Annotated in this window: 25 protein-coding genes and 1 pseudogene; 13 read left to right on the plus strand and 13 right to left on the minus strand. The window is 64.5% G+C overall.

Features of this window, described 5'->3' with window-relative positions:
* Window positions 1-56: 56 nt before the first annotated feature.
* Both fdhA and CH271_RS08340 read left to right on the plus strand, forming a co-directional pair.
* Window positions 57-1274, plus strand: a complete 1218-nt coding sequence (gene fdhA / locus CH271_RS08335) for a formaldehyde dehydrogenase, glutathione-independent (RefSeq protein ID WP_094633348.1) — start codon at window positions 57-59, stop codon at window positions 1272-1274.
* Window positions 1275-1301: 27 nt separating this feature from the next.
* Entirely contained in the window at window positions 1302-1505 is a 204-nt protein-coding gene (locus tag CH271_RS08340; RefSeq protein WP_037192361.1) for a zinc-ribbon domain-containing protein, read from the plus strand.
* A gap of 59 nt (window positions 1506-1564) precedes the next feature.
* On the opposite strand, the gene CH271_RS08345 is transcribed toward CH271_RS08340, so the two are convergent.
* The gene (locus tag CH271_RS08345; RefSeq protein ID WP_094633349.1) at window positions 1565-2722 is read right to left on the minus strand and encodes a beta-ketoacyl synthase N-terminal-like domain-containing protein; all 1158 of its coding nucleotides are present in this window, start codon (window positions 2720-2722) and stop codon (window positions 1565-1567) included.
* 192 nt (window positions 2723-2914) lie between these two features.
* On the opposite strand from CH271_RS08345, the gene CH271_RS08350 reads away from it, so the two are divergent.
* Both CH271_RS08350 and CH271_RS08355 read left to right on the plus strand, forming a co-directional pair.
* Window positions 2915-4522 carry a sensor domain-containing protein gene (locus tag CH271_RS08350; protein WP_094633350.1) on the plus strand — a complete coding sequence of 536 codons (1608 nt, stop codon included), beginning with the start codon at window positions 2915-2917 and terminating at the stop codon, window positions 4520-4522.
* 113 nt (window positions 4523-4635) lie between these two features.
* Complete coding sequence (locus tag CH271_RS08355; protein ID WP_052047829.1) at window positions 4636-5568, plus strand: arabinofuranosidase; 933 nt, start codon at window positions 4636-4638, stop codon at window positions 5566-5568.
* Between the two features lie 14 nt (window positions 5569-5582).
* On the opposite strand, the gene CH271_RS08360 is transcribed toward CH271_RS08355, so the two are convergent.
* The 3 genes from CH271_RS08360 to CH271_RS08370 form a co-directional block, all read right to left on the minus strand.
* On the minus strand, window positions 5583-6608 hold the full coding sequence (locus CH271_RS08360) for a phosphotransferase family protein (protein ID WP_037192357.1): 1026 nt from the start codon (window positions 6606-6608) through the stop codon (window positions 5583-5585).
* A complete protein-coding gene (locus CH271_RS08365) occupies window positions 6605-7816 on the minus strand; it encodes an acyl-CoA dehydrogenase family protein (RefSeq protein ID WP_037192355.1) in 1212 nt (403 codons plus the stop codon). Before CH271_RS08365 ends, CH271_RS08360 begins: the two co-directional genes overlap by 4 nt.
* A gap of 97 nt (window positions 7817-7913) precedes the next feature.
* Window positions 7914-8525 carry a TetR/AcrR family transcriptional regulator gene (locus tag CH271_RS08370; protein ID WP_037192353.1) on the minus strand — a complete coding sequence of 204 codons (612 nt, stop codon included), beginning with the start codon at window positions 8523-8525 and terminating at the stop codon, window positions 7914-7916.
* 152 nt (window positions 8526-8677) lie between these two features.
* Here CH271_RS08370 and CH271_RS08375 point away from each other — a divergent pair, with 152 nt between their 5' ends.
* The 3 genes from CH271_RS08375 to CH271_RS08385 are packed head-to-tail and all read left to right on the plus strand — an operon-like array spanning window position 8678 to window position 12433.
* Window positions 8678-10294, plus strand: a complete 1617-nt coding sequence (locus CH271_RS08375) for a class I adenylate-forming enzyme family protein (RefSeq protein ID WP_094633351.1) — start codon at window positions 8678-8680, stop codon at window positions 10292-10294.
* Window positions 10291-11583: an MFS transporter gene (locus tag CH271_RS08380; protein ID WP_052047809.1), complete on the plus strand. Its 1293-nt coding sequence runs from the start codon at window positions 10291-10293 to the stop codon at window positions 11581-11583. Before CH271_RS08375 ends, CH271_RS08380 begins: the two co-directional genes overlap by 4 nt.
* Before the next feature lie 55 nt (window positions 11584-11638).
* Entirely contained in the window at window positions 11639-12433 is a 795-nt protein-coding gene (locus CH271_RS08385) for a MerR family transcriptional regulator (protein ID WP_094633352.1), read from the plus strand.
* A 21-nt stretch (window positions 12434-12454) separates the two neighbouring features.
* On the opposite strand, the gene CH271_RS08390 is transcribed toward CH271_RS08385, so the two are convergent.
* Complete coding sequence (locus CH271_RS08390; protein ID WP_094633353.1) at window positions 12455-12994, minus strand: TetR/AcrR family transcriptional regulator; 540 nt, start codon at window positions 12992-12994, stop codon at window positions 12455-12457.
* Window positions 12995-13062: 68 nt separating this feature from the next.
* Here CH271_RS08390 and CH271_RS08395 point away from each other — a divergent pair, with 68 nt between their 5' ends.
* Together CH271_RS08395 and CH271_RS08400 are read left to right on the plus strand one after the other, a co-directional pair.
* Entirely contained in the window at window positions 13063-13440 is a 378-nt protein-coding gene (locus CH271_RS08395; protein WP_094633354.1) for a hypothetical protein, read from the plus strand.
* Window positions 13441-13598: 158 nt separating this feature from the next.
* Window positions 13599-14423 (plus strand): dienelactone hydrolase family protein, encoded by an 825-nt coding sequence (locus CH271_RS08400; protein ID WP_094633355.1) that lies wholly within the window; start codon window positions 13599-13601, stop codon window positions 14421-14423.
* Between the two features lie 52 nt (window positions 14424-14475).
* Here the strand turns inward: CH271_RS08400 and CH271_RS08405 are convergent, their stop codons facing one another.
* A complete protein-coding gene (locus CH271_RS08405) occupies window positions 14476-14841 on the minus strand; it encodes a DUF1330 domain-containing protein (protein WP_037192341.1) in 366 nt (121 codons plus the stop codon).
* Between the two features lie 259 nt (window positions 14842-15100).
* Window positions 15101-15712, minus strand: a pseudogene (locus CH271_RS29490) (class I SAM-dependent methyltransferase); the annotation flags it as partial.
* 197 nt (window positions 15713-15909) lie between these two features.
* On the opposite strand from CH271_RS29490, the gene CH271_RS08415 reads away from it, so the two are divergent.
* On the plus strand, window positions 15910-16809 hold the full coding sequence (locus CH271_RS08415) for a 3-hydroxyacyl-CoA dehydrogenase (RefSeq protein ID WP_037192522.1): 900 nt from the start codon (window positions 15910-15912) through the stop codon (window positions 16807-16809).
* A 99-nt stretch (window positions 16810-16908) separates the two neighbouring features.
* On the opposite strand, the gene CH271_RS08420 is transcribed toward CH271_RS08415, so the two are convergent.
* Complete coding sequence (locus tag CH271_RS08420; protein WP_143546025.1) at window positions 16909-18111, minus strand: PucR family transcriptional regulator; 1203 nt, start codon at window positions 18109-18111, stop codon at window positions 16909-16911.
* 127 nt (window positions 18112-18238) lie between these two features.
* Here CH271_RS08420 and CH271_RS08425 point away from each other — a divergent pair, with 127 nt between their 5' ends.
* A complete protein-coding gene (locus tag CH271_RS08425) occupies window positions 18239-19903 on the plus strand; it encodes an FAD-binding dehydrogenase (RefSeq protein WP_094633357.1) in 1665 nt (554 codons plus the stop codon).
* 2 nt (window positions 19904-19905) lie between these two features.
* Window positions 19906-20841: an MBL fold metallo-hydrolase gene (locus CH271_RS08430; RefSeq protein ID WP_094633358.1), complete on the plus strand. Its 936-nt coding sequence runs from the start codon at window positions 19906-19908 to the stop codon at window positions 20839-20841.
* 26 nt (window positions 20842-20867) lie between these two features.
* On the opposite strand, the gene CH271_RS28375 is transcribed toward CH271_RS08430, so the two are convergent.
* Entirely contained in the window at window positions 20868-21263 is a 396-nt protein-coding gene (locus CH271_RS28375) for a LuxR C-terminal-related transcriptional regulator (RefSeq protein WP_230596326.1), read from the minus strand.
* A gap of 209 nt (window positions 21264-21472) precedes the next feature.
* Here CH271_RS28375 and CH271_RS08440 point away from each other — a divergent pair, with 209 nt between their 5' ends.
* Complete coding sequence (locus CH271_RS08440; protein WP_094633359.1) at window positions 21473-22714, plus strand: TetR family transcriptional regulator; 1242 nt, start codon at window positions 21473-21475, stop codon at window positions 22712-22714.
* Between the two features lie 27 nt (window positions 22715-22741).
* Here the strand turns inward: CH271_RS08440 and CH271_RS08445 are convergent, their stop codons facing one another.
* Genes CH271_RS08445 through CH271_RS08460 form a run of 4 tightly spaced genes read right to left on the minus strand, consistent with a single transcriptional unit; the run spans window position 22742 to window position 25272 of the window.
* Window positions 22742-24001 carry a PP2C family protein-serine/threonine phosphatase gene (locus CH271_RS08445; RefSeq protein ID WP_094633360.1) on the minus strand — a complete coding sequence of 420 codons (1260 nt, stop codon included), beginning with the start codon at window positions 23999-24001 and terminating at the stop codon, window positions 22742-22744.
* Window positions 24002-24016: 15 nt separating this feature from the next.
* Window positions 24017-24466, minus strand: a complete 450-nt coding sequence (locus tag CH271_RS08450; RefSeq protein ID WP_094633361.1) for an ATP-binding protein — start codon at window positions 24464-24466, stop codon at window positions 24017-24019.
* A gap of 28 nt (window positions 24467-24494) precedes the next feature.
* A complete protein-coding gene (locus tag CH271_RS08455; protein ID WP_094633362.1) occupies window positions 24495-24884 on the minus strand; it encodes an anti-sigma factor antagonist in 390 nt (129 codons plus the stop codon).
* Window positions 24885-24915: 31 nt separating this feature from the next.
* The gene (locus tag CH271_RS08460) at window positions 24916-25272 is read right to left on the minus strand and encodes an STAS domain-containing protein (RefSeq protein WP_094633363.1); all 357 of its coding nucleotides are present in this window, start codon (window positions 25270-25272) and stop codon (window positions 24916-24918) included.
* Window positions 25273-25414 lie beyond the last annotated feature (142 nt).

The following is a 25414-nucleotide window of genomic DNA, read 5'->3' on the forward strand; positions in this document are numbered from 1 at the left end:
GGATCCATGATCCCGGCCCGCTGGTCACCCAGCTCACTCGACGAAGAGGAGAACTCATGGCAGACAATCGCGCAGTGACGTACGCCGGACCGGGCAAGGTGGAGGTTCAGGACATCGCTTTTCCCGGCCTGGAGTTGACCGACGGACCTGGAGTGAACCCGGCCAACGTCGGACGCAAATGCGAGCACGGAGTGATCCTGAAGGTCGTCTCGACCAACATCTGCGGTAGTGATCAGCACATGGTTCGTGGGCGCACGACTGCGCCCGAGGGACTGGTGCTCGGTCACGAGATCACCGGCGAAATCGTCGAGGTCGGCCGAGACGTCGAATTCCTGAAGGTCGGCGACATCTGCTCCGTACCGTTCAACATCGCGTGCGGCCGGTGCCGAAACTGCAAGGAGCGCAAGACCGGAATCTGTCTCAACGTCAATCCCGATCGACCGGGCTCGGCATTCGGCTACGTGGACATGGGCGGATGGGTGGGCGGCCAGGCCGAGTACGTCATGGCACCCTATGCGGACTTCAATCTGCTCAAGTTCCCGGATCGCGACCAGGCCATGGAGAAGATCCTGGACCTGACGATGCTGTCCGACATCTTCCCGACCGGATTTCACGGAGCGGTGACTGCCGGAGTCAAACCCGGTGCGACGGTGTACATCGCGGGTGCAGGCCCGGTGGGCCTCGCTGCCGCGGTCGGCGCGCAACTTCTGGGCGCATCGGTGGTGATCGTCGGCGACATGAACGCCGATCGTTTGGCCCAGGCGCGAACGTTCGGTTGCGAGACCGTCGACGTGAGCAAGGGGGCTCCGCAGGATCAGATCGAACAGATCCTCGGGGTGCCCGAGGTCGACGCGGCGGTGGACGCGGTGGGCTTCGAGGCCCGCGGTCACGGAGGAGATTCGTCCCACGAAGCACCGGCAACCGTCCTGAACTCGCTGATGGACATCACCACGGCGGGCGGGGGCATCGGTATTCCCGGACTGTATGTGACCGGGGACCCCGGCGGTGTGGACGAGGCTGCCCAGCGCGGCGCACTCTCGCTCAGTCTCGGCACCGGTTGGGCGAAGTCACTGTCGTTCGCCACGGGGCAGTGCCCGGTGATGAGCTATCACCGTGAATTGATGAATGCGATTCTGAAGGAACGTGTTTCGATCGCGAAGGCAGTGAACGCAACCGTCATCTCGCTCGACGACGCACCGCGGGGCTACCGTGAATTCGACAGTGGAGTCGCGCAGAAGTTCGTCATCGATCCACACGGCATGATCGCGAGCTGACGGAGTCGGGGCCCCTAGGCTGGTGTCATGTTCCTTCTCTTCGGCTTCGGCAGCAAGCGTAAACACATCGGCCAAGGGGCAACCCGCAACTGTCCGCGGTGCCACAACACCACCCAGTGGGCGCGGATGAAGCAATACCAGCAATTCACGCTGTTCTTCGTTCCGGTCGCGCGCTGGAAGCGAGTCGAGTTCGAGGAATGCGGAATCTGCGGCAACACAGCTCAGGTCTGAAGTCTGCACGTCGAGCCGGCCGCCTGCGATACGCGGGCTGCCGGCTCGACGAATTCAGCTCATGCAGGAGCCAGTACCACCACCGAGTTGTGTCCGCCCATTCCCAATGACGATTTCATGGTCAACCCTGGCTCGGCAGTGGTGAATCCGTCGAGCAGCAGGGGATGGGCATCGGAGACCTGCGGGGCGGCAGGCACGAGTCCGCGCTCGAATCCCATGACCGCAGAGATGGTTTCGACAGCCGACGCCGCACCCTGGCAATGTCCCGTCAGCGGCTTCATCGAATACACCTGCGCGTGGGAGTCCAGCACCGTCTCCAACATGGTGGTTTCTGCCGCATCGCACTGTGCGGTGCCGGGTCCGTGGGCGTTGAGATACCGCACCTGCTGGGCAGTGACGTCCGCGTCGACCAACGCCTGCTCGAAGCAGGCCCGCACCTGGGTGAGCGCAGGGTCGATAGACGTGGCATGAAACGCGTCGTGTGTCATCGAGCCGCCGAGCACCCGTGCGTACGAGGCCGAGCTGCGCGTCGACAGAACGAAGGCCGTCGCGGCCTCGCCCATTCCGAACCCGCGGCTGCCTTCCTGGAACGGTCGGCAGCCATCCTGCGGCTCCACGTCGACCACACCGACGCCGAGCTCGACGAAGTGGTCGATGTTCTCCGGAGTCAGGGACAGATCGGTGGCGACGAACACCACGTCGTCGACGAACCCGGTATCGAGCCACATCTTGGCGGTGAGCAGACCCGCATTGCCCGACGCGCACATCGCCGAGACGTTCATGGCCGGGCCGTGAAAGCCGTATTCCTGCATCAGCAGGGACACCGGGGTGGACGGCATCAGCGTCAGATAGTCACGAACACGGCGTTCTCCGCCGTCGCGCAGATAGAAGTTGCGCCACTCGTCCACTTCACCCAGGACGACGGCATGGATGAGACCCACTCGTCGGCCGGGCTGCCAGCCCCGCGCCATCGCGTCGTCGATTGCCTCCCGCGCTGCCCCGCGCAGTGCCCGTCCGAATCGGCTGGTGCCGTCGCTCCGGTCCCCGCCGTCGGGGACCTTCGCCAACCAGACCGGATTCTGTCCCGGTCGGGTGAGGTCGTGGTGCAGCGTGGCCGCCGCTTTGCCCGTGGACAGGCCGTCCCACAAGGCGGATGCGCCCCAGCCGTAGCCGGACAGTGCGCCGATCCCGGTGATGTCGATGCCATGAGAGCTCATCGTGGAAATCCGTTTCTTTCGAGGTTCGCGAAACCGGACTCGGCTCGCTCCTTGATTTAGCCCCCCAAACCGGCATCAGGTCCAGTCGGAAAGCGGGACATACAGTCCGAAAAGGACGTGAGTCGCCAACGGCACGTTGGTAAGTGGTTCAATCGGGTGTCGACCGTCCGTCTACGATCGCGAGGACCGAGCATGGCTCCAGGGGAGCGTGATGGCGTCGACGACCCTCGATCGCGTCCCGCGTCGCCCGGACTCGCCGATCGCTACCGGGTTCTCATCGAGCATTCACCGGACGCGATCGGCGTACATCGACGAGGCATCCTCGTCTACCTCAATCCCGCCGGGATGCGGTATCTACGTGCCGAGGATGCAGCGGACGTCATCGGGCATCCGATCACGAAGTTCATCGCCGCGGAATCGGTCGGCCCCATGCTCGAACGGATCTCCGCCCTCGACTCTCACGGCGCCGCCAGCGCCGCGTCGGAAGCAACGGTGCTGGCCCTCGACGGGACGACGCTGACGATGGAAGCGGTATCGGTGCGCACCGTGTGGAACGGAGAGCCGGCGTACCAGGTCATTCTTCGGGACCTCACCGAACACAAGGCCGCGCAGAAGGCGCTGCAGAAGCAAGCCGCGCTGGTCGAGCACGTCAGCGATGCGATCATCGGTGTGTCCGCCGACGGTCTGGTGTCGAGCTGGAATCCTGCTGCGGAGTCGGTCTACGGGCGACCGGCAGCGGACGTGCTCGGTCGTGAGGTCTCGACGGCCGTCGGGGTGCCATGCGACCCGGCCGCGATTCTCGCTGTGGGCGGGCGGCTCTGCGATTCCCATCGGCGTGCGGACGGGTCTGCGCTCGCGGTGATCGTGTCCGCCGCCCAGATGCCCGACGGCTACGTACTGGTCTGTGCCGACCAGAGTGCCGTGCGCAGAGTCGAGGATCATTTCACCGCGGTCGTGGAATCACTGGAGGCGGGTGTCGTCGTTCTCGATCACACCGGCCGAATCGAATCGGCGAATCTGTCTGCGAAGACCATTCTGGACATCCAGGTCGGAGTGCCGACTGCAGGACAGGCGTCGGTTCTTCCGTTCCGGGTGTACGGCACCGACGAAGGGCCGATCCACCCGTTCGAGCATCCCGTCGCCGTCACCAGGAAAACCGGCGAGCCCTGCCAGGCGGTGATCGGGATCGAACGTCGCCGGGACGGCCGGAACTTCTGGCTGTCTTTGACCGCGACGATGCTCACCGCGGGCGACCCGAACCCCTCCGTCGTGGCGACGTTCGTCGATATCACCGACACCTACCGGATGAGCATGAAGCTCGAGCATGCCGCGACGCACGACGACCTGACCGGACTGCCGAACAGACCGTTGATCCTGGCTCGCCTGGACGAACAGCTGGCCAAGCCCGATCGCGAGGACTCCATGGCCGTTCTGTTCATCGACCTCGACAACTTCAAGACCATCAACGATCTGCACGGTCATACCGTCGGCGACGCCGTCCTGGGGGTGGTCGCACACCGTCTGACGCGTGCTCTCCCCGCCGATGCCTTCGTGGGTCGTATCGGGGGCGACGAGTTCGTGGCGGTCGTGTCGAGTTGCGTGGGTACCGAGGCCGACGATGTTCGTGCCGAATTCGCCACACCCATCACGACCGCGGGGCGGGTGTTGACGGTGGCGGCGAGCATCGGTGTCGTCACCGTCGACCGTGACGACACTCGAAGTGCTCTGGACATCCTCGACGATGCCGATCACGAGATGTACCAGGCCAAGCCCGTTACTCAGTACATTTCGCATTCATAACAACATCGGTAGCAATCTGTTGTATCTGTTACCAAAGGTACGCATGGTGCGTATGCGTCGGACATACTGCTTCGGTGATATCGACCGTGCGCAGGTTCCTGCTCGTCGTACCGATGGTGATCCTGGCTGTCGCCGGACTGCTGTTCTCCGCTGCAGGAACCGGTGCCGCTGCACCCTCCGCGTGGCGCTACACGATGGTGGCCTTCAGCAACGACAGCGATCGAGACATGGATGTCTACGAGTCCAGCGACGGCACCGATTTCACAGCACTGCAGACATCGGCCTACCGACCTCCGTCCGGGGTGGTTCGCGATGCGAGCATATTCCGGCACACCGACGGGATGTACTACGCGACGTACACGACCGGCGGCGGCGCGAACGTCGGCTTCGCGCGCAGCAGTGACCGCGTGAACTGGACTTTCCTGCAGAACTTCCCGATCCCGTTCTGCTGCGCCTTCCTGCCGGGCACCGGAGCCGGCACGGGATCGGCCAGCCCTCCCGGATTCAGCGGATCGGCCGGCTTCTCGGACGGACCGTCGTTGTCTCCGTTCACCACGAAGGCATGGGCACCCGAGTGGTTCGTCGAGGGCGACCGCGTCAGCATCATCGTCTCGCTGTCGACCGGCGGCGGGTTCGTGCCGTATCTGATGACGGCCATGGATCCGGGCCTGAGGATGTGGAGCTTCCCGGTTCCGTTCGTCGGCATCGGAGCGGACCACATCGACACCACGGTGGTCAAAGTGGGGCCGACCTACCACGCGTTCACCAAGAACGAGACCCACAAGGTCATCGAGCATTGGACGGCACCGTCGTTGATCGGGCCGTACACCGTCGTTCCCACCCGCGATTTCGGACCACTGAAAGAAGGTCCGGCGGTCATCGAGTTGCCCGACGGCACATGGCGGTTGTACTACGACGACTACACCAACCGGAAGTACTTCTACTCCGACAGTACGGACGGGTTGAACACCTGGTCCGAGCCTCGCGAGCTTCCTGGTGTGTCGGGTACCGTCCGCCATGTCGGCGTGATGAGAGAGCCCGCCTGACAGAGGGTTCCGCGTCAGTCGGTGGTTCCTGCGAGTGCTCGTAGCCCGGCTGCGATGAACTCCCCGGTGGCCTCCGCGGCCTTGCCTGCACCGGCCCCGGTGTCGGAGCCCGACAGCGCGCGGTAGGTGATTCCCTCGCCGATCACTCCGAGCTTGAAGTTGGCGAGGGCGAGGTAGAAGCCCCAATCATGAAGTTCTCGACCGGATTCCACTGCATAGTGTTGCGCGAGGTCGGCCGCGGAGGGGTACCGATCGCTCGTCCACGCAGCGTCGGCGCCGAGGACTGCATCGAAGACCGGTTGGCGGTAGATGCACATCAGAGCAACATCGGTCAGTGGGTCACCGAGCGTGGACATCTCCCAGTCCACCACCGCAGCAACGGAACCGACGTCATCGACGGCGAGAATGGTGTTGTCGACCCGATAGTCACCGTGCACGATGGACGACGCAGATCCTGCCGGTACCGACGCTTCGAGCGCACGATGCAATCGTTCGACATCGGGCAGGTCGCGAGTCTTGACTCGCTCCCACTGCCGAGCCCACGTGGCGACCTGCCGCGAGACGAACCCGTCGGGTCGGCCGAAGCTGCCGAGGCCCACGGCGTCGGGGTCGACGGCATGCAGCCTGGCGAGCACTCGGACCAACTCGGCGGCGTTCTCGGTGACCTGCGCATCCGTCAGATCGCCAAGATCCTCGCGGCTACGAACGACTCGACCCGGGACGAACTCCACCACGGTCATGGGCGCACCCAACGCAGAACCGTCCCGATCGAACGCGACGGTCGTGGCAACCGGAACATCGGTGGATGCAAGGGCTTCCGTGACGGCCCACTCGCGGGCCATGTCGTGCGCCGAGGGCGTCAGCCCACTCGTGGGAGGGCGGCGAACGACCCAGGTCGAGGAGTCGTCGTACGCCTTGTATGTGAGATTGGATCGGCCACCACTGATCATCTCGACCGACAGTTCTCCGTCGACCTCGATACCGTTGCCTCGCAGGAACCGTTCCAGCGCATCGCGATTCATGCCCGGCAGTTCGCTCACGACTGTGCCTCCCGCGCTGCGCGCTTGGCTGCACCGATCGTCCGTTTGGCGATGGCCCACCGGTGAACCTCGGACGGGCCGTCGTAGACGCGGAACGGGCGCACTTCGCGTGAGAGCCTGGCCAGTGGGAGATCGTCGGACACCCCGAGGCCACCACACATCTGGATGCTGCGGTCGACGATGCGGAAGATGGCCTCGGCCGCGAACGTCTTCGCGATCGACGTCTCGTTGCCCGCGTGCCCACCTCGATCCAACTCGAAGCACGCCACCATCAGGAGCGCGCGGGTGGCGGCGATGTCGATCTCGTTGTCCGCGACCATCTTCTGCACCATGCCGAGATCGCCGAGCTTTCCGCCGAACCCTTCACGCCGGGCCACCTGCGCGACGGCGATGTCGTGCGCACGGCGGGAGGCCCCGAGCCAGCGCATCACGTGCGTCATGCGGGCGGGCCCCAGACGTACCTGGGCGTAGGCGAATCCCTCGTCGACGGCCCCAAGCACGTTCTCGTCGGGCACGAACACGTTCTCGAAGAACACCTCGCAGTGACCGCCGATCATCGCTTTGTCCAGAGTGCCGATGTGCCGGCCGACCCTGATGCCCGCGGTGTCGGCGGGGGCGAGGAACATCGTTGCCCCGCCGCGATCACCGGGCGCGCCGGAGGTACGGGCCATGATGATGAAGAAGCCTGCACCGTCGGCGCCGGTGATGAACCACTTGTGTCCGTTGATCTTCCAGCCGCCCTCGACTCGCTCGGCGGCGGTGGTGAGTGCCGCGGGATCGGAACCGGCACCCGGCGCGGGTTCGGTCATCGCGAACGCAGACCGCATGTCGCCGCGCGCGAGCGGAGCGAGAAACTGCTCCTTCTGCGCTGCCGACGCGATGTGAGCGAGCATGTGGACGTTCCCCTCGTCGGGGGCACCGAGGTTGAGGGCGATCGGGCCGAACAGCGAGTAGCCGGCTTCCTCGAACACCGGCGCGCGGTCGCTCATCGACAGTCCGTGACCGCCGTATTCGACCGGCGCGTGCGGCGCGAACACGCCCGCGTCCCTCGCGGCCGCTTGCATCTCGATGCGCAGCTCGTCGCCACCGGCGTCGGCGATGTTGCCCAGGAATCGGTCTTCGATGGGAAGCACGTGATGGCGGGTGAACGTGCGCGTCCGATCGATCAGCTTCTCGATGTCGGGGTCGTACGTCAGATCGATGGCCACGATGCGCTCCCATTCCGGTACCGACCGAGCACTCGCTCGGTCTCTGGAAGGTTGACACAATCGCTCGGTCGGGTCAAGGAGTCCGGGGCAGCTACTCCTACTCGCCGGTCGCTGCTCCGACCGTACGACGGGCAATGTCGAGATAGACCGCCACCAGCTCGCTCGGAGGCAGTGGCCCGTCGGGGCGGTACCAGGTGGCGACGCCGACGCACATCGTCGTGACGGCTCGACTGGCATCCCTCGGGTGCGGAGTGTCGAACAGGCCTGCATCGACACCGGCGGCGACGATCGCGTCGAGCAGGCGTTGCTCCTCGTCGCGTTTGGAAATGTAGGCGTCGCGATTCGCCGGATCCAGGCTGCGGATTTCCGTCGAGCACACGAAGGCGGCGTCGCGCCTGTGGATGTGGAACAGCAGCAGGGATTCGACCACTGCGTCGAAACGGTCACTCGGCGACGAGCCGGCACCGGCCTCTGCCGATCGAGTTCGTTCCAACAGCTCGTCCATCGACGCGTCCATGATGCCGACCAGTAGAGCCTGCTTCGACGGAAAGTGGTGGTACAGACCGGGAACCGACAGTCCGGCTCCCGCCGCGATCTGCCGCACCGATGTGCCGTGGTAGCCCTGTTCCACGAACGTGTTCAACGCCGACGACAAGGCAGGGGAGAGGTTCGAGCCCTCGTACGTTCGCCAGGTGGAGGTCGCGGTCATGCGCCCACCGTAGATGGCCGGGCGGCGGGTGTGGTCCCGGAAGCACCCGGTTGACACTTGTTCTGTGATCCGTAACACTACGGAGTGTCGACCGAGCGAGTGCTCGGTCGGTCCATCTCGGCCAGGCCAACGTTCGATCGAAAGAGTCCTCGATGCCCCTCACCATCCTCGATGCCTGGCGTGCCCGCGTGCTCCGGTCGCCCGATCGGCCCGCGCTGGCGTACTTCGATGGCGTCCTCACCGCCCGCGAGGTCGACGAGGCCTCCGACGCTCTCGCCGCCGCGTTCGTGGACCGCGGAGTCACCCGCGGCGACCGCGTCGGCATCTATCTGCAGAACGTTCCCCACTACGCCCTGACGTTCTTGGCGCTGTGGAAGATCGGCGCCGTGGCTCTGATCCTGAATCCGATGTACCGCAACAGAGAACTGCGCCACCTGCTCGACGATGCGGAGCCCGTCGCCCTCGTGTGCGACGAGTCCGATCTCGTCGCGCTCGAAACCTCTTTGCAGGGCAGCACGATTCGGTTCTTCGTGAGCACCAGCGGACTGGATCTACAGACTCGCAACGATCCGCGTGTGTTCGACGCGACGACGCGCATCACGCCGACGCCCGAGAACGACCTGCTCGGCCTCGTCGAGGCCTACCGAGGTCGCGTGATGGACGAATTCGCACCGCAGCCGGACGATCTTGCGCTGTTGGCATACACCTCCGGAACCACGGGGCCGCCCAAGGGTGCTCGGATCTCGCACGCCAACGCGTTGGCGACAGCCACGGACTTCGGTGAGCGTGTGGGAATGGAGGACGGCGACGTCGTGTTCGCCGTCGCCCCGCTGTTCCACATCACCGGGGCCATGCTCGACGCTGCGGTGGCTCTGGTGCGCGACTGCTTGCTCGTGTTCGCTCACCGCTTCCACGCAGGCGTCACGTTGGACGCGTTCGTCGAGCATCGGGTCACCTACACCATCGGGTCCATCACCGTGTTCAACGCGATCTCCGAGAGCCCGGGCGTGGACCGCAGACATTTCGCCTCGGTCAAGGCGCTCTACTCGGGCGGTGCGCCCATCCCTCCGGCCACCGTCTCCGCGTTCGAGGCGAAGTTCGGGTGCTACATCCACAATGCATACGGAATGACCGAGACCACCGCAGGCGTGATCGCGGTGCCGCCCGGACTCCGGGCACCGGTGGACGCGTCGAGTGGCTCGTTGTCCGTCGGACTTGCGCTTCCTCGCGTGCAGCTGCGCACCCTCGACCCCACCGGGCTACCCACCGAGCCGGGAGTCGCCGGCGAGCTGGAAGTGTCCGGGCCGCAGGTGGTCTCGGGCTACTGGCAGAACCCGGAGGCATCGGCGTCGACGATGCCCGAAGGTCGCCTGCACACCGGAGACGTAGCGATCATCGACGAACAAGGGTGGGTCTATCTCGTCGACCGGCTGAAGGACCAGATCAACGTCTCCGGATACAAGGTCTGGCCCCGGGAGGTCGAGGACGCCCTCTACGAGCACCCGATGGTGTTCGAGGCAGCCGTGGTCGGTCGTCCCGACGCCTATCAAGGGGAATCCGTCGTCGCGTACGTGTCGGTCCGCAGTGGCTCGGCCGTGACCACGGACGAGCTGATGGCCTTCGCGCGCGATCGGCTCGCTGCCTACAAACGTCCGAAAGACATACACATCATCGACGAGCTGCCCAAGACGCAGACCGGCAAGATTCGCCGCGCAGCACTCAAACCTGTTTCAGCACAGACTCACTCGAGCGAAAGTGGAACCTCCTGACCGTCGGATCACCCCGCGACACCCGCTCGACACCGGACATCTCCTCGCGGAAGAAGTCGTTGTTCGCCAGCACGATCGGCAACGTACTCGAGTGGTACGAGTGGAGCGCCTACGCGGTCTTCGCACCGTTCATCGCCGCGGCGATGTTCAGCCAGACCGATCCGGTCTCGGCCCTACTGTCCACGTTGGCGGTGTTCGCCGTCGGATTCCTGATGCGCCCGCTCGGCGGCATCGTGTTCGGCCGGATCGCAGACAAGAAGGGGCGCAAGTTCGTTCTCGTCACCACCATGCTGATGATGGCGGCCGGAAGCCTGCTGATCGGCATCATGCCCACCTACGGTGCCATCGGGGCCTGGGCATCGGTATTGCTGTTGCTCGCACGCGTCATGCAGGGTTTCGCGCACGGCGGCGAGTCGGCGACGGCCTACTCGTACGTCGGCGAGATCGCGCCACCGAACCGACGCGGGATGTGGGGAAGCGTTGCATTCGTCGCAATCTTCGGTGGCTCGGCGCTGGCATACACGGTAGGTGGCGTCATCACCTCGACACTGTCCGAATCGGCTGTCGGCCAATGGGGTTGGCGTATTCCGTTCTTGCTCGGCGCACTTCTGGCACTGTTCGCGTTGTACCTGCGAAAGAACATGGACGAGAGCGACGTCTTCGATTCGGAGCAGAACAAGGTGAAGCAGGCACCGATCGCACGAAAGACGGTCGTCAAGGCAATCGTGTTGATGATCGGGATGACGTCGGGAATCACAGCGGCGCATTACACCTGGACTTCGTACGTGTCGACCTTCGCCATCACGCAGCGTGGAATGAATCCGGACACCGCGTACTGGATGCTCGTCATCGCTCAGTTGATTGCGTTGGTGTCCTTGCCGTTCTTCGGTCGTCTCTCGGATTCGATCGGTCGCCGGCCGATGCTTGCCACCTTCGCCGTATCGATGTTCGTTCTGCAGATCCCGCTGACGATGATGATCTCGACGCAGTGGTGGACGTTGCTGCTCCCGTCCACGGTCGCACTGCTCGTCATCGCAGTCCCGGCTTCGATTCTCTCGTCGACACTGTCGGAGAGCTTTCCCACCCGACTCCGCACGCAGGCGATCGGATTCGCCTACTCGTTCTCGGTAGCGGTGTTCGGCGGAACTGCGCCCTATCTCAACCAACTCTTCCTCGGCCTCGATCTGGGCTGGGTGTTCGGCGTGTACATCATGTTCCTGGCCGCCTTGACCGGTGTCGCGTGCTTCTTCATGAAGGAAACGAAGGGAATTCGACTCGAAGACGTGTGATCCGACCACGGCAGATCTTGCTCCTGACGCGACGTGAGGTTCTACCGTCTGGTTCATGAACAGCAGAGGTCCGATCACCTGGGGAATCGGTGACGTCGCGCGTCGAACCGGCGTCACCGAACGCACGTTGCGGTACTACGAGGAACTGGGTTTGCTCGCTCCGGACCGAGACAGAGGGGGTAGGCGTCGGTACGACGGAGGAGATATCGATCGGCTGTACCGTATTCGACTGCTCCGAGAATTGGGAACTCCGCTCGCCGATGTCGATCCGGACGTGGCGGATTTCCAGCACCTGACTCGGCAGCATCTGGCAGACCTGGACCGTCGGATGGCAGACCTTGCTCGGGTGCGCGAACGGGTTCGTGCGGTCGAGGACCGACTACTGCACGGTGCTCTTCTCGGCGACGACGCGCTGTTGGATCTACTCTCGTGCCTGTCGACCGAAGAGCCTGCGGTGACCGGTCGGACCACGTTGTTGGTCTACCGCGACATCGCAGCGGCCCACTCCTACCTCGTCGACGTGCTGGGCCTGGCTCCGGGACCGATCGAATACGACGGTGACCGAGCAGTCCACGGAGAGGTTCACGCCGGTGACGGTGTTGTCTGGTTGCACCGCGAGGCTCCCGAACATCGAATGGTTTCGCCCCTGACCAACGGCATGGTCACCGCCTCGCTCGCGGTCCTGATCGACGACGTCGACGCCCATCACGCTCGAGTGGCCGCAACCGGGGCAGCGATCGACTACGCGCCCGCCGACATGCCCTACGGCGTCAGGGAGTACGGCGTTCGTGATCCGGAGGGGCACCTGTGGTCGTTCCAGACGCCGATCGAAGAACCGGTATCGTCCTGAACCCGCTCTGCCCCAGCGGATCTATCGGTGATCGAGCAGTGACGTCGATGCCGTGTCGGCGAGGTCACTGCCTCCCAGCAGCCGCATGAGCAGAAGGCCGTCGAGCACAGCCACGGCAGCGGCAGCCTCTCTGCGTCGGTAGTCCTGGTCCCCGACGACGAAGCCGCCGAGCCATTCGATCCAGCCCTCCACCAAGTGCGAGGCCGCGGATTTGTAGGGCTCGATTCCTGCTGTTGCTTGTCCGATGGCCTCGAAGTAGAGCCCGAACAGCGGATCGCACTCGGGCTGAGCCACCACCGGCCACGCCGTCGCGACCAGTGAGCGGTGGTCGTTCGTCGGCACCGAGAACGCCGCGGCCAACACGTGTTGCAGTCGATCTCCGACTACCGACAGAACGGACGTGACGAGCTCGTCCTTCGTCGGGAAGTAGTAGACGACCATGCGATCACTGATCTTCAAACGCGATGCGAGTCTGCCGAAGGTCAAGCGGCTCAGGCCGTCTTCCAGGGCGGCCTCCAGTGCCACGGACAGCATCTCTTCGCGTGAATGTTTCTTGACCACACCTTGATCGTAGTGGTCACTACAGGTACCTTCTGTTGTAGTGACCACTACAAATCGAAGGAGACGTCATGCGTACACGTTCGACTCCCTTGCTCGCACTGTCGGTACTGCGATCGACCGCCGGACTGATCTCGTGGGCGAGTCCCGCACATTCGTGGCGTGCCTTCGGCCTCGGACCCATGCATCAAGTCGGAAGTGCGGGGGTGGCGACGCGCCTGTTCGGAGGCCGCGATCTCGCGCTGGGAATGGCGCTGCACCACCCATCCGCGGACGTTCGCAAAGCAGCCGTGGAGGCCGGGATCGCGATCGATGCCCTCGACGTCGCGGCAAGTGTGATCGGTCGTCGGGCAGGTGCGCCGGCTGCGAGTCTGGCCGGAGTGGCGGCAGGCGCAACGCTGTTCGTCGTAATGGGCGTGGCGATCATCGCGGACTCGGCCGCTTCGTGATCATCCGCATCACCGGCGTCTCGTTCGGGCCGCTGTACCCTCTGGTGCGCGGTGAGGGGCGGTACCGCGGTGTTCTCGCCGTGGTCCATCCGATGATCTAGCTTTGACGGCATGCGTCGGCTCGGCGCGGTGGACCTCTGGCAGAAGGACGCACTCCCATGACCGATGACACGCTGGCCGACTTCGAGCGAACCGAGTTCACCGCGGACGGGCGGACGGCGCCCGTGTATCGCATCGGAACCGGGCCGGCTGTGATCGTGATGTCGGAAATGCCGGGCATCACTCCCAGGGTCGCGGACTTCGCGAGAACCGTCGCCGGAATCGGTTGTACGGCCGTCGTTCCGCACCTGTTCGGAGTCGACGGCAAGGATCCGCTGGCCGCGCCACTGGGAGCGCTCGGCACCGTTGCCACCATGTCGCGTGCCATGGTGCCGGCGTGCATCAGTCGAGAATTCACCATCCTCGCCACCGGTAAATCGTCGCGCATCGTGGTGTGGTTGCGCGCTCTGGCAGAGCAGGAGCACGAGCGCTGCGGCGGACCAGGCGTCGGTGCCATCGGAATGTGCTTCACCGGAGGATTCGCTCTCGCCATGGCGGCGGACGATCGACTGATCGCACCGGTGCTCTCGCAGCCCTCACTTCCGTTCGCGGCATCGAAGTCTCGCGGTAGATCCATCGACATCACCCCGGGCGACCTGGACAAGGTGAAAAGTCGTTGTGCAGCAGGGGAGCTCACGGTCCTGGGAATGCGTTTCGAAGGCGACAAGATGTGCCCGCCCGCACGATTCCAATGGCTGCGCGAGCAGCTCGGCGACGCATTCGTCTCGGTGGAACTACCCGATTCCTCCTTCAACCCGGAAGCATTCGGACCACCGCATTCGGTCGTCACCGAAGGACTGATCGACGAGCCGGGGGAGCCGACACGGCAGGCGCTGGATCAGGTACTCGATCTGTTCCGTAGGCGGTTGCTCACGACAGATTGAGTATGCGAACCCCTGCTGAGTGACCGAGCAATTCGGTCAGCGAGCCCCGGATTCACGACCACGGAACGGTGGCCTGTAGAACCGCCTCTTTCAACGCGCTGGTCCGCAGTGCCGTCACCGCCTGATAATCGGGATCGGCCACCATTTCGCTGAATGCCTTGCGCGAGGGGTACTGCACCAGCAGGACCGCATCCCAGGCCTGACCGTCGTCGGCTACCAATGCCGTCGAGCCGTCGCCCGCATACAGCACCGTCGCGCCGTAGCGCGGAAGGAACGTCTCGTCCAGCGCTTTCGCATATTCTGCGTACGAATCGCGGCCACCGTCGGCGAACCGCAGCAGGTTGAGCATCACCACAGGCCCACCGGGGTCTTCTTCCAGATAGCGCTTCAGGTCTTTTCCGCGGGGATCTACAGCCATCGATCGAGTATGCGTCAGCCGACGATCCGATGGAGCGGTAATTGCACCCGCGCACACACCCGCGACGGCACCAGCTGTGTGGCACGCAGCCGCTCGCTGATCGACCTCGGCATCGGACAGGTAGAGCGGCAACCCCGAGGGACAGATGTCCCCACGGGCGCAGCAGCCGTGGCCCGGGTAGCCGGTCGGTGTCCAATTTCTCCATCGTGAAGCCGGCGTCCGTCACCAATTCGGGGACGTTGCGAACGAGGTGGCATCCGCCGGCGACGCGTTGCTCGATGCCGTCGAGGCGACGCTGCCACGCGGCAACGCGGGGGTCCGGGGACAGACCGTGCTCGAGGAAGAACAACTTGCCGCCAGGACGAAGCACGCGTCCGATCTCGCGCAGTGCACGAGCGGGGTCGGGCACGGTACACAGCGTGAACGTGCTGACCGCAGCGTCACAGCTGTTGTCGGGCAGGGGAAGCGACTGTCCGTCGAGTCCCACGAAATGGACCGGAATCGATGACGCAGCAATGCGGTCGGCTGCCAGACGCCGCGCGCCGCGAGACGGCTCGACGGCGGCGACGGACGTCACCGCACTCGGGTACACCGGAACGTTGGTGCCGGAGCCGAACCCGATCTCCACGACGTCGCCGCTGAGCCCGGAGAGGGCGCGGGCCCGCAAGCGGTGTACGTGGGACGCGTCGAGCACGACGTCGATCAGTCGGGGGAGCAGGCGGTCGGACCACAAGGCCACGGTGTCCGGCTTTCGTCGTCGGTGCGGTGTCTGTCTGCTCACTGCGTCGGTTCCTCGATAGTGTCGAAAATCCTGCACGGACGGCGGCGAAGGGCCACCGGATACGGATACAACCGACAGTATCGGTGACACCCTGGGCAGTTGGCCATGTCGCTGCCTTGGGGAGCGCGCTCGATCTCCTTCGCCGGCCAGCAGCTCCTCGGGGAGACTCGACCGCTCGTTCAGCGAGTCGATCCGTTGTTGGACCCCGAGGCGGTGGTTCCATGGTCAGCGGTAGAACGTGCAGAGCGGGAAAGCCAGTGACTCGATGAATGGGAAGTGTGTCGTCCATGATTGACGTTGAGAAAGTGACCGTATTCGGAACTGGAGTGCTCGGTTCACAGATCATGATGCAGGCTGCGTACCACGGAAAAACCGTTGTTGGATACGATATTTCAGACGAATTATTGGCCAAACTGCCGGATCGCTGGGAATGGATGCGCGGATACTACAAGCGTGACCTGAAGACTTTCGACGAGGCGCGATTCGACGAGGCCATCGAATCCATCACGACCACCACCAGCGTCGCGGAAGCCGTTTCGGACGCCGACCTGGTGATCGAAGCAGTTCCGGAGGATCTCGAGCTGAAGAGAAATGTCTGGTCGGATATCGCCGCGTCGGCCCCGCCGAGAACTATCTTCGTAACCAACTCGTCGTCGCTACTGCCCAGCAGTTTTGCAGAGGCTACCGGGCGGCCGGAAAAATTTCTTGCATTGCACTTCGCCAATCTCGTGTGGCGGTACAACACAGGCGAGGTGATGGCAACTGCTGCAACAGATCCCGTCTACTTCGATACAGTTTTGAACTTCGCTTCGGAGATCGGCCTCGTTCCCGTTCCGGTCCGAAAGGAAGTTCCGGGATACGTGTTGAACAGTCTCTTGATTCCGCTGTTGCAAGCAGGAGCCAACCTCTACGTCGGCGGGGTTGCCAATCCGGCGGACATCGACAACGTGTGGCGAATAGCCACCGGGGCTCCCGCCGGTCCGTTCCAGATATACGACACGGTCGGCTTCAACGTCGCAGCACACATCGCGCGCGCGAGCGGTGTCGAGGATCAAGTCGAATTCGCCGATATGCTGCAGAAGGGTATCGACGCGGGAAAGACAGGCCTCGGGGACGGAGAGGGCTTCTACACGTACGATTCCGACGGCCGGCGACTCGATGCTGTCGAGTCGTGGAACATCAACTGAATCGCTCGATCACTGTCCCATTCAGGTGGACGAGACCGCGCAAAGATTCATGCATGGGTGTCCGGGTTTTCGATGTGCCCGGCATTGCTGAACACCGGATCAACCGAGTTGCCGCAGTTGAATCGCAGTGTCCAACGCCAGTCGATGCCACGCAGATCGCGGATCCCGGCCGGTCAGTTCCTGGGCTCGGCGCAGTCGGTAGCGCAGAGTCTGCGGGTGTACATGCAACTGTGACGCGGCGGCCGTTGCGGTGCCGGTGGCGATGAAGGCCGAAAGCCCCTCGAGGATGTGCGCATTCGCCGACTCGGTGAGCGAGCCGAGAACGGTGCGCACCACCTCGCTCGTGTCCGCGGTGGGCCGCGCGGTCAACAGTGCCAGCAACTGCCCGTCACCGGTGTCGAGCACGGCACGGCCGTCGAACGCGTGATCCGGTGCAGTGTCCAGAGCCTCCGACGCGAGTCTCCACGCGCTGCCGACACCGGCTACGGTCGATCGCTCCATCAGGCATCCACGCACACCGCTCGCTCGAGATGCTACGTCGACCTGGGCGCGACCGATCGTCGACGGCAGCAGCAGGATCGCCCGCTGCTCGCGCCGGGTGCACAGATGATTCCGCGTCGTCGACGGCGCGGTGCGATCGGGCGGAGCGAGTCCCAATGCGAGAACGAGTGATTCGACGGTGTCGTCGGTCAGTGATCTGCCTGCGCTGGTCGGCTCCACCACCAGCAGATTCGGGTGACTCGGCAGTTCGAGGTCGAGCTCGCGGGCGCGATCGGCCACTGCTCCTGGCGAATTGTGTCTGCCTGCAAGTAGGTCGTCGAGCAAGAGGGCGTGAGCCTGCGCCCGATTGGATGTGAGTTGTTCGCGCGCAACGATGTACGCGCCGATGATCTCCTCGGATATTGCGTCGATGGCGTCGAGCACGCCCAGGCTGAGATCGGCGATGTCCGGTGGATCGAGCGCATCGAGGTACTTCGTCGCCACGTGCCGAACGAACACGCTCGACGCGACTCGGTACGCTCTCAGCACGTCGGCCAACGGCCGGCCGTCGGCTGCGCGAGCGGCGCCGATCGCGCGGAATCGACTGTGATCGCGTTCGTCGATAGCGGGGTCGCCGCCCGCCCACAACGTCATCAGGCGACGCAACGACCAGTAGGCGATCGCCTCGACGTCCGCCAACTGCGGACCGTGCAGGTTGTGATAGACCGGGATCGCATCCCGTACGCCCTGCACTGCCGACGCCACCACAGCGACCAGTTCGGCTTCGATCTCGGCTACCACCGCGGCCCTGGCTCGGTACACCGCGGCATCGTCTCACATTTATCAGTCACTGATAAGCCGTATCGTCATTGGAGCAACTTTCCTTGAGTTCCTGCACCGACGACAGCACAGTCGAGGGAGACAGTCGGTCGAGCAGAAGAGTGGGGCAATGGACGCAGACGTGATCGTGGTGGGTGCAGGCTTGGCCGGACTGGTGGCGACCGCCGAACTGGCCGACGCCGGAAAGCGGGTGCTGCTCCTCGACCAGGAGCCCGAGCAGAACCTGGGCGGTCAAGCGTTCTGGTCACTGGGCGGTCTGTTCATGGTCGACACTCCGGAGCAGCGACGCATGGGCATCAAGGATTCTGCTGAGCTTGCGTGGCAGGACTGGCTCGGCACCGCGACCTTCGACCGCGGCATCGACGATCCCGCAGGCGAGGACTACTGGGGGCACCAGTGGGCGCGCGCGTACCTCGATTTCGCGGCGGGGGAGAAGCGGTCCTGGCTGCACGCGCAGGGTGTGCGCTGGGTACCCATCGTGGGGTGGGCCGAACGTGGTGGCTACCTCGCCGAGGGACACGGAAACTCGGTTCCGCGGTTCCACCTGACCTGGGGAACCGGGCCAGGAGTCGTCGCACCGTTCGAGCGTCGTGTGCGTGAGGCCGCCGACAAAGGGTTGGTGCGCTTCGGTTTTCGCCACCGCGTCGACGAATTCATCGTCAGCGCCGGAACGGTCGAGGGAGTCCGCGGTGCAGTTCTCGAACCCAGTTCCGCGGAGCGAGGTTCTGGCAGTACCCGCGTGGAGGTGAGCGAGTTCGAGCTGCGTGCCGGAGCCGTGCTCGTCACGGCGGGCGGCATCGGAGCCAACCATGACCTGGTGCGCGAGAACTGGCCGGCACGGTTGGGTACGGCCCCGAAGTCCCTCATCTCGGGAGTTCCCGAACACGTGGACGGCCGCATGCTCGGCATCACCGAGAAAGTCGGTGGCCGCCTGGTCAACAAGGACCGGATGTGGCACTACACCGAGGGCATCAAGAATTGGAATCCGATCTGGAAGAACCACGGAATCAGAATCATTCCCGGCCCGTCGTCCATGTGGTTCGACGCGCGTGGGCGACGGTTCCCCGTTCCCAACTTTCCTGGATTCGATACCCTTGGAACGTTGAAAGCCATCCAGGACAGTGGATTCGAGTACTCCTGGTTCGTTCTGACGCAGAAGGTAATCGAGAAGGAGTTCGCGCTCTCGGGATCGGAGCAGAATCCGGACATCACCGGAAAGAACCTCAAGCTCGTTCTCGGCCGAGTGTTGCCCGGTGCGAGCGAACCGGTCGAGGCGTTCAAGAAGAACGGAGAGGATTTCGTCGTCGCCGACACCCTCGCCGAACTCGTCCAGGGAATGAACAGGGTCTCCGGCGAGGATCTGATCGACCTCGCCGATCTGAAGCGGCAGATCGAGGCCCGCGACCGTGAGGTCGACAATCCGTTCACCAAGGACCTGCAGATCTCCGCAATACACAACTCGCGTCGTTCGCGCGGAGAGCGCATCGCCCGTACGGCCTCACTGCACAAGATCCTCGATCCCAAGTCGGGTCCGTTGATCGCCGTGCGTCTGAACATCATCACCCGGAAAACGTTGGGCGGCATTCAAACCGACCTGCAGGGTCGTGTCCTCGACGGAGACGGACACGCGATCGACGGCCTGTGGGCGGCAGGTGAGATCGCCGGTTTCGGCGGCGGCGGTGTGCACGGGTACCGCTCGTTGGAGGGAACGTTCCTGGGTGGGTGCATCTTCGGTGGCCGGCAGGCCGGACGCGCGCTCGCTGCGCAGGCGTGACAGTGGCCAGGAGAATCGGTCGTCCCGCGCTGCCCGGTCCGACGGAGATCGCCACCACGGCGTCGGCGGGTCCGCGGTCGCCGGTGACGGTGTCGTTCCTCGGTGTCAGCACGGTGCTCTTCGACGACGGCGAATCGGCGATCCTCACCGACGGCTTCTTCTCGCGACCGTCGCTTCCGAAAACCCTTGCCCTACCGCTGCGGTCGGACATGCAGCGCATCGATGCGGCCCTGCGCAGAGCAGGGATCACCACGCTCGACGCTGTGCTGTGCGCTCACTCGCACTACGATCACGCACTCGACTCGGCGGCGGTAGCGCTGCGCACCGGTGCCGTTCTGGTCGGCGGTTCCTCGACCGGTTTCATCGGGCGGGGTTCGGACCTCCCGGACGACCGCATCGTCGTGGTCGAGAACGGTGGGACAACGGCGCACGGCAACTTTGCCGTCACGTTCGTCGAATCGGTTCACTCGTATCCGGATCGGGCGCACGGAACGATAGACCGGCCACTGACCCAACCGGCTCGGGTGCACGAGTACCGGTGCGGTGAGGCATGGTCGATGCACGTCGAACACATTCCGAGTGGCCGGACCGCACTCGTTCACAGCAGCGCCGGTTTCCGGTCCGGCATGCTCGACGGTCGCCGTGCCGACGTGGTCTACCTCTCGATAGGACAACTCGGCCGCCGACCGCGCGCGTTCGTCGAGCAGTACTGGCAGGAGACGGTCGTGGCGGTCGGTGCCCGGCGCGTGGTCCTGACGCACTGGGACAACTTCTTTCGGTCCCTGGACGAACCACTGCAGGCGCTCGCGTACGCCTTCGACGACATGTCTGCCTCCATCGATGTGCTGGACGCCTGCGCGCGAAGAGACGGCATCGCCCTCGAACTACCGACCCTGTGGCGACGCAGCGACCCGTGGGCCGACCGAGGGCGGGTGTGATCCGGGGCCGTCTCAGCGCAGGTCGGTCAGAGATCGTCGAGGGTGACCAAGCCGTCCTGCAGCGCCCGGGCCACGAGCGAGGCTTTGGTGGGTGCCGCTCGACCGACCGTGGCATACTTCGCGCGAATTCGAGACAGGTGGGTATTCACCGTGCCGAGCGCGATGTGCAGAACCGCACAGACTTCTTGTTTGGAGTCGCAGCGCAACCACGCACCGAGGACTGCGATTTCGCGTGCGGTGAGTCCCGGATCGGCAAGCGTCGACGCGTCCTGCGGTGAGGTGGGCTTGTCGGTGCCGGAATTCGCGGCGGTCCTGGCCCGCACCGTCGATGCACTGCGGCGCGGCGCGAATCGCTGCGCCGGGTGAATCGAGGTACCGGGCGGAGCCTGAATCGTCGTGGTCGACAGACCTGTACTCGTCACTCGCATTGCATCCGACCCCGCTGTCCGACTTGGGTGTTTCGAACATCCGACCACGCCGGAAAACATGAAACAACACCAAAGGGTTCGAGGCCGAGCACTGCATTGGAGATAGTTGTCGAATCGGCTTTACACACTTGTAAAATCAGGGGCCGACGGAACCATTGCTATAGTTCGTAATCCACCGGATCGAACATCGTAGGCGGTCGTCGTTGAGCCCGAAATTCACACCCCGCGAACAACTGCTCCGGGCGGGCTCACGGTTGCTGACCGATCTCGACATGTCGGTGCTGGCCAGGTCTTTGTCGATTGCCTCGGTCGTGGAAGAAGCCGGGCTGTCGCATCAGACTTTTCACAATGCGTACCCCGGGTCCTCCCGTGCCGGGGAGCGTGGTGGCAAGGAAGCGTTCGTCGAGGACCTGCTCGCGCACGTGACCCTGCAGTACGCGAAGCCCGACGACGCAGGGCATCTCTCGTCGGATCTCGCGTCCTACTTCGAGCAACTGACCTCCGGCCTGCTGCGCAGGAGAATGATCGGCGCGATGATCGCCTCCGACCACGCCGGAGCCCGATCGTCGCTGGCACCCGAATTCGACGCCATGGACGACGCCGTCGGGGACGCTCTCCGACTCGAGCTGCGTGAGCTCGGGGGTTCGGTGAGAACGCCGCTGACGGTGACCGGACTGTCCACGGTCCTCGTCGCTCTGCTCGACGGGCTCGCTTTCCGCGAAACCCTCAGCCCGGGAACGGTGCCCACGTCTCGAGCGTCCGCGGCCGTCGAATCGCTGCTGGATTGGGCTGTGGACCCGGTTCACTCGGATCGTCGTGAACGCATCGCGCGACCGGCGGACGCGCCTGCATCTGTCGAGGCTCTCGATCATTCGAGGGCCGACATCGAATCCGACGTCATCGCGGCGACCGAGACGCTGTTCGCGGCGCACGGATACTTCTCGGTCACCCTCGCCGACATCGCAACTGCGTCCTCGCTCACCGTTGCCGATCTCAAGCGCCTCTTCCCGAGCAAGGTCGACATCATCGTCGCCGCACTGACGCCGGAGTTCGAGCGCGTCCTTCGGCTGGGGCGCGCCGACGCCCGACTGGAAGTGGAACCGATTGCCGCACTGGAGCGTTCGGTCAATCGGCTCGCGGAGTTCGTCGCGCGCAACCGCTCGATGAGCTCGGGAATGCTGCTGGCCCTGAGCTTCGAGCAGTTTCACGAGCCGAGCACCGTCACCACCATTCGGGAGCAACTACCGCTGCCCTCGGCGCTCACCCCGATCCTCGAACGTGGCCAGCGGCGAGGCGACTTCGGTACGGAGGCGTCGGCGAGTGAACTGGCGACGATACTCGCCAACAACGTGGTCATCAGATCCGTCTCCCGGTCCGAGGAAGGCCCGGAACAAGTGTCCGACTACGTTCTGCGGGTGTTCCTCTCGGGAATTCGCGCTCGTTGAGCGAACCCGCGGACTCGGCCTCGACAGTTACGAGTCGGCGTCGTCGCGGGGTACCTCGAAGGCGAGCAGAGCGACGTCGTCCTGCAGGCCGTCCCCGAAGGACGCCAAGAGGGAAGTCAGGTCGTCGACGATCTTCGGTGCAGTCGTCGAACCCTCTCCGGCAGCGAAGGATTCGAGGCCACCGTGGTCGTCGAAGCGCGTCCGTCCTGGTCCGACGATCGCTTCGGTCAATCCGTCGGTGTAGAACACCATGACGTCGCCTGGTCGCAGGGTCACCGATGCCGACGCGAAGTGCGGCTCGGCCAATGCTCCGACCAACTGGCCACCGGTGGTGTCGACGAAGTCCACGACGGCGTCGTGTGTGATGCGCAGGGCCGGCGGATGCCCGCCGCTGGCGAGATTCACCACCGCGCCGTCCGGTCCCGGGGTGATGGTGCCGAAAACCACCGTGCAGAACCGTGGGTCATCGCCGTGAAACTCGTGGTGCAGAACGGTATTGAGGTTTTCGAGCACCGATATCGGGTTGCGGTCGAAGACGGCGGCGGCCCGCAGGGTGTACCGGGTCAGTGAAGTCACGGCGGCGGCTCCGGCCCCCTTACCGCTGACGTCGCCGAGGAAGAATCCCCACGTTCGTTTGTCGAGGGGAAACACGTCGTAGAAGTCGCCGCCGACCTCGTCGAGGGATGCGGGGTGATAGTGGGCTGCCACGTTCATGCCCGTCGGAGCCGACAGGATCGGCGGCAGCAGAGTGCGTTGCAACGTCGAGGCCAGGATCTGCACCTGCGTTCTCTCCGCCTCGGCGAGCTTGCGTGCTTCCTCCGACGCGCTCAGTGCGTCCTGCGATCTGTCCAGCGCGGCCTCTGCGTTGTCCTGGGCTGCCTCCGCGGTGTCGCGGGCGTCGACCAGGTCCCTTTCGCGCACGTTGCGTTCGGTCTCGTTGTGCAGCGTCATCGTCACCGTCAGGGCCCCCGCGGGCGTACGCAGGCTGTTGGCCAGAATCGATACGGCAATCGCGGCACGTCGATCGGTCGCAACGGTCAAGTCTGCGGTCGCTCCGATCGGTGCGTCCGATCCCGATGTCGACGCGACATCCAGCAGAGCCGTCAGCATCGGCTCGAACTCGACCGTGAACAGCTCGGTGACGGTCGTTCCGACGAGCGCCTCGCGGCTGCGCGAGGTGATCCGTGCGGCGGCCGTGTTCGCGTAGAGGATTCGCAAGGTGGCGACGTCGACCGAGAAGACGCCACAGGGTGCCGTGTCGAGTAGATCAGCAGCCGGGGCAGACATGGGGACTCCCTTCGGTCATGACGAGCGGGTGGCGGATCTCGCGCGGTCGGTCGTGACCGGATCGGTCCACACGGCAGTCACCACGGTGCCGTAACCGGGTCGATGGTCGACGAGGAGTTCGTCGGCCACCGCGGCTGCCAGTTGCAGACCGTGGCTGCGATTGGTCGCAGGCGTCGGTGGACGCCATGTTCCGGTGTCGGAGATCGTCACCGTCAGCGTCCGGTGTTCGTATGAAGCGGTGATGGTCATCGTTCCGGGCTCTGGCACCGAGTGATAGGCGTGTTCGACCACGTTCGCGAGTGCCTCGTAGACCCCGAGGACGATGTCGTCCACCAGATCGGTCCTCACGCCGAGTTCGACGGTCCAATGGTGCAACCGGTGCCTGATGACGGTTGCCACGGCGGGCTCGGCGGGCGCGGTGTGGCTCCAGCGATGGGGGAGCGCCGTGGGGCTGCTCTCGGTCATGAAAGGTGTCCGAGTCGGTATCGGCGAGTCATCGGTCGACCTCCGCGTCGAGAGATGCCGACCGAACATGATCCACCGCGTCGGGCACGGTCGTGAATGTCGCCATCACCCGATCGATCCCACTGAGCTGCACCGGCCGAACCACGACACCGTCGACCGCCACCAGTGCCATGCGCGAAGCGTCGGGTAGTCGATCGCACACTCGAACCAGCACTGTGATCGCACTGGACGAGAGGAAGCTGACGTCCGTCAGGTCCACCACGAGTCCACCTCGTGCGGTGTCGGCAGCCGGGAACGCGACGGCCGACAGTTCCGGGATGGTGTCGAGATCGAGTTCGCCTCGAACGGTGAGCACGGTCGTCGCGTCGTGTGCTGCCGCCGCGATCTCGAAGGGTGCTCCGGTCGGCTCGTCTGGCATGTTTTCGACGTTACCTGTTAGCGAGTCCGATTCACGACCGAAACGTGTCGGCGAACAGGCCGCCTGCACCCAGTACCTCCAGGACCATGCGCACCGACCGTGCGGGTGCGAGTACGGCGATCTTGCCCGGATGTACGTAGGTGGCGTCGATGATCGCGTTGGCGACGCCGGAGTACATGAACGACACCTCCGACAGATCGACCGAGACCCGATCGGACGCGGAGGCCAACCGGTCGAGACTGTGGACGAATTCGGCGCGAGTGGACATGTCCAGCTCGCCGAAGGCGCGCAGAGTGTTGTGGCCGTTCGAGCCCGTGACCGTCTCGAGTCGGAACACGCCCTCGTCATCGCGAATGGAGCGTTCCATGGTTGCGGTGTTGGTCAACATGCTTACCTCTTCCCCGAAGCGATCGTTCCCGGCGGGTGCCCCCGGTTGCGAGACGCTGAGTTGTTGTGCTTTCAACAATGCCAGTGTCCGATTTCGGAAGACTCTGTCGGAGGTCTCGAATCGGTAACGAAGGATCTCGGTC

It is taken from the genome of Rhodococcus sp. 05-340-2, from assembly GCF_002258915.1.
In the GTDB taxonomy this organism is placed as follows: domain Bacteria; phylum Actinomycetota; class Actinomycetes; order Mycobacteriales; family Mycobacteriaceae; genus Rhodococcoides.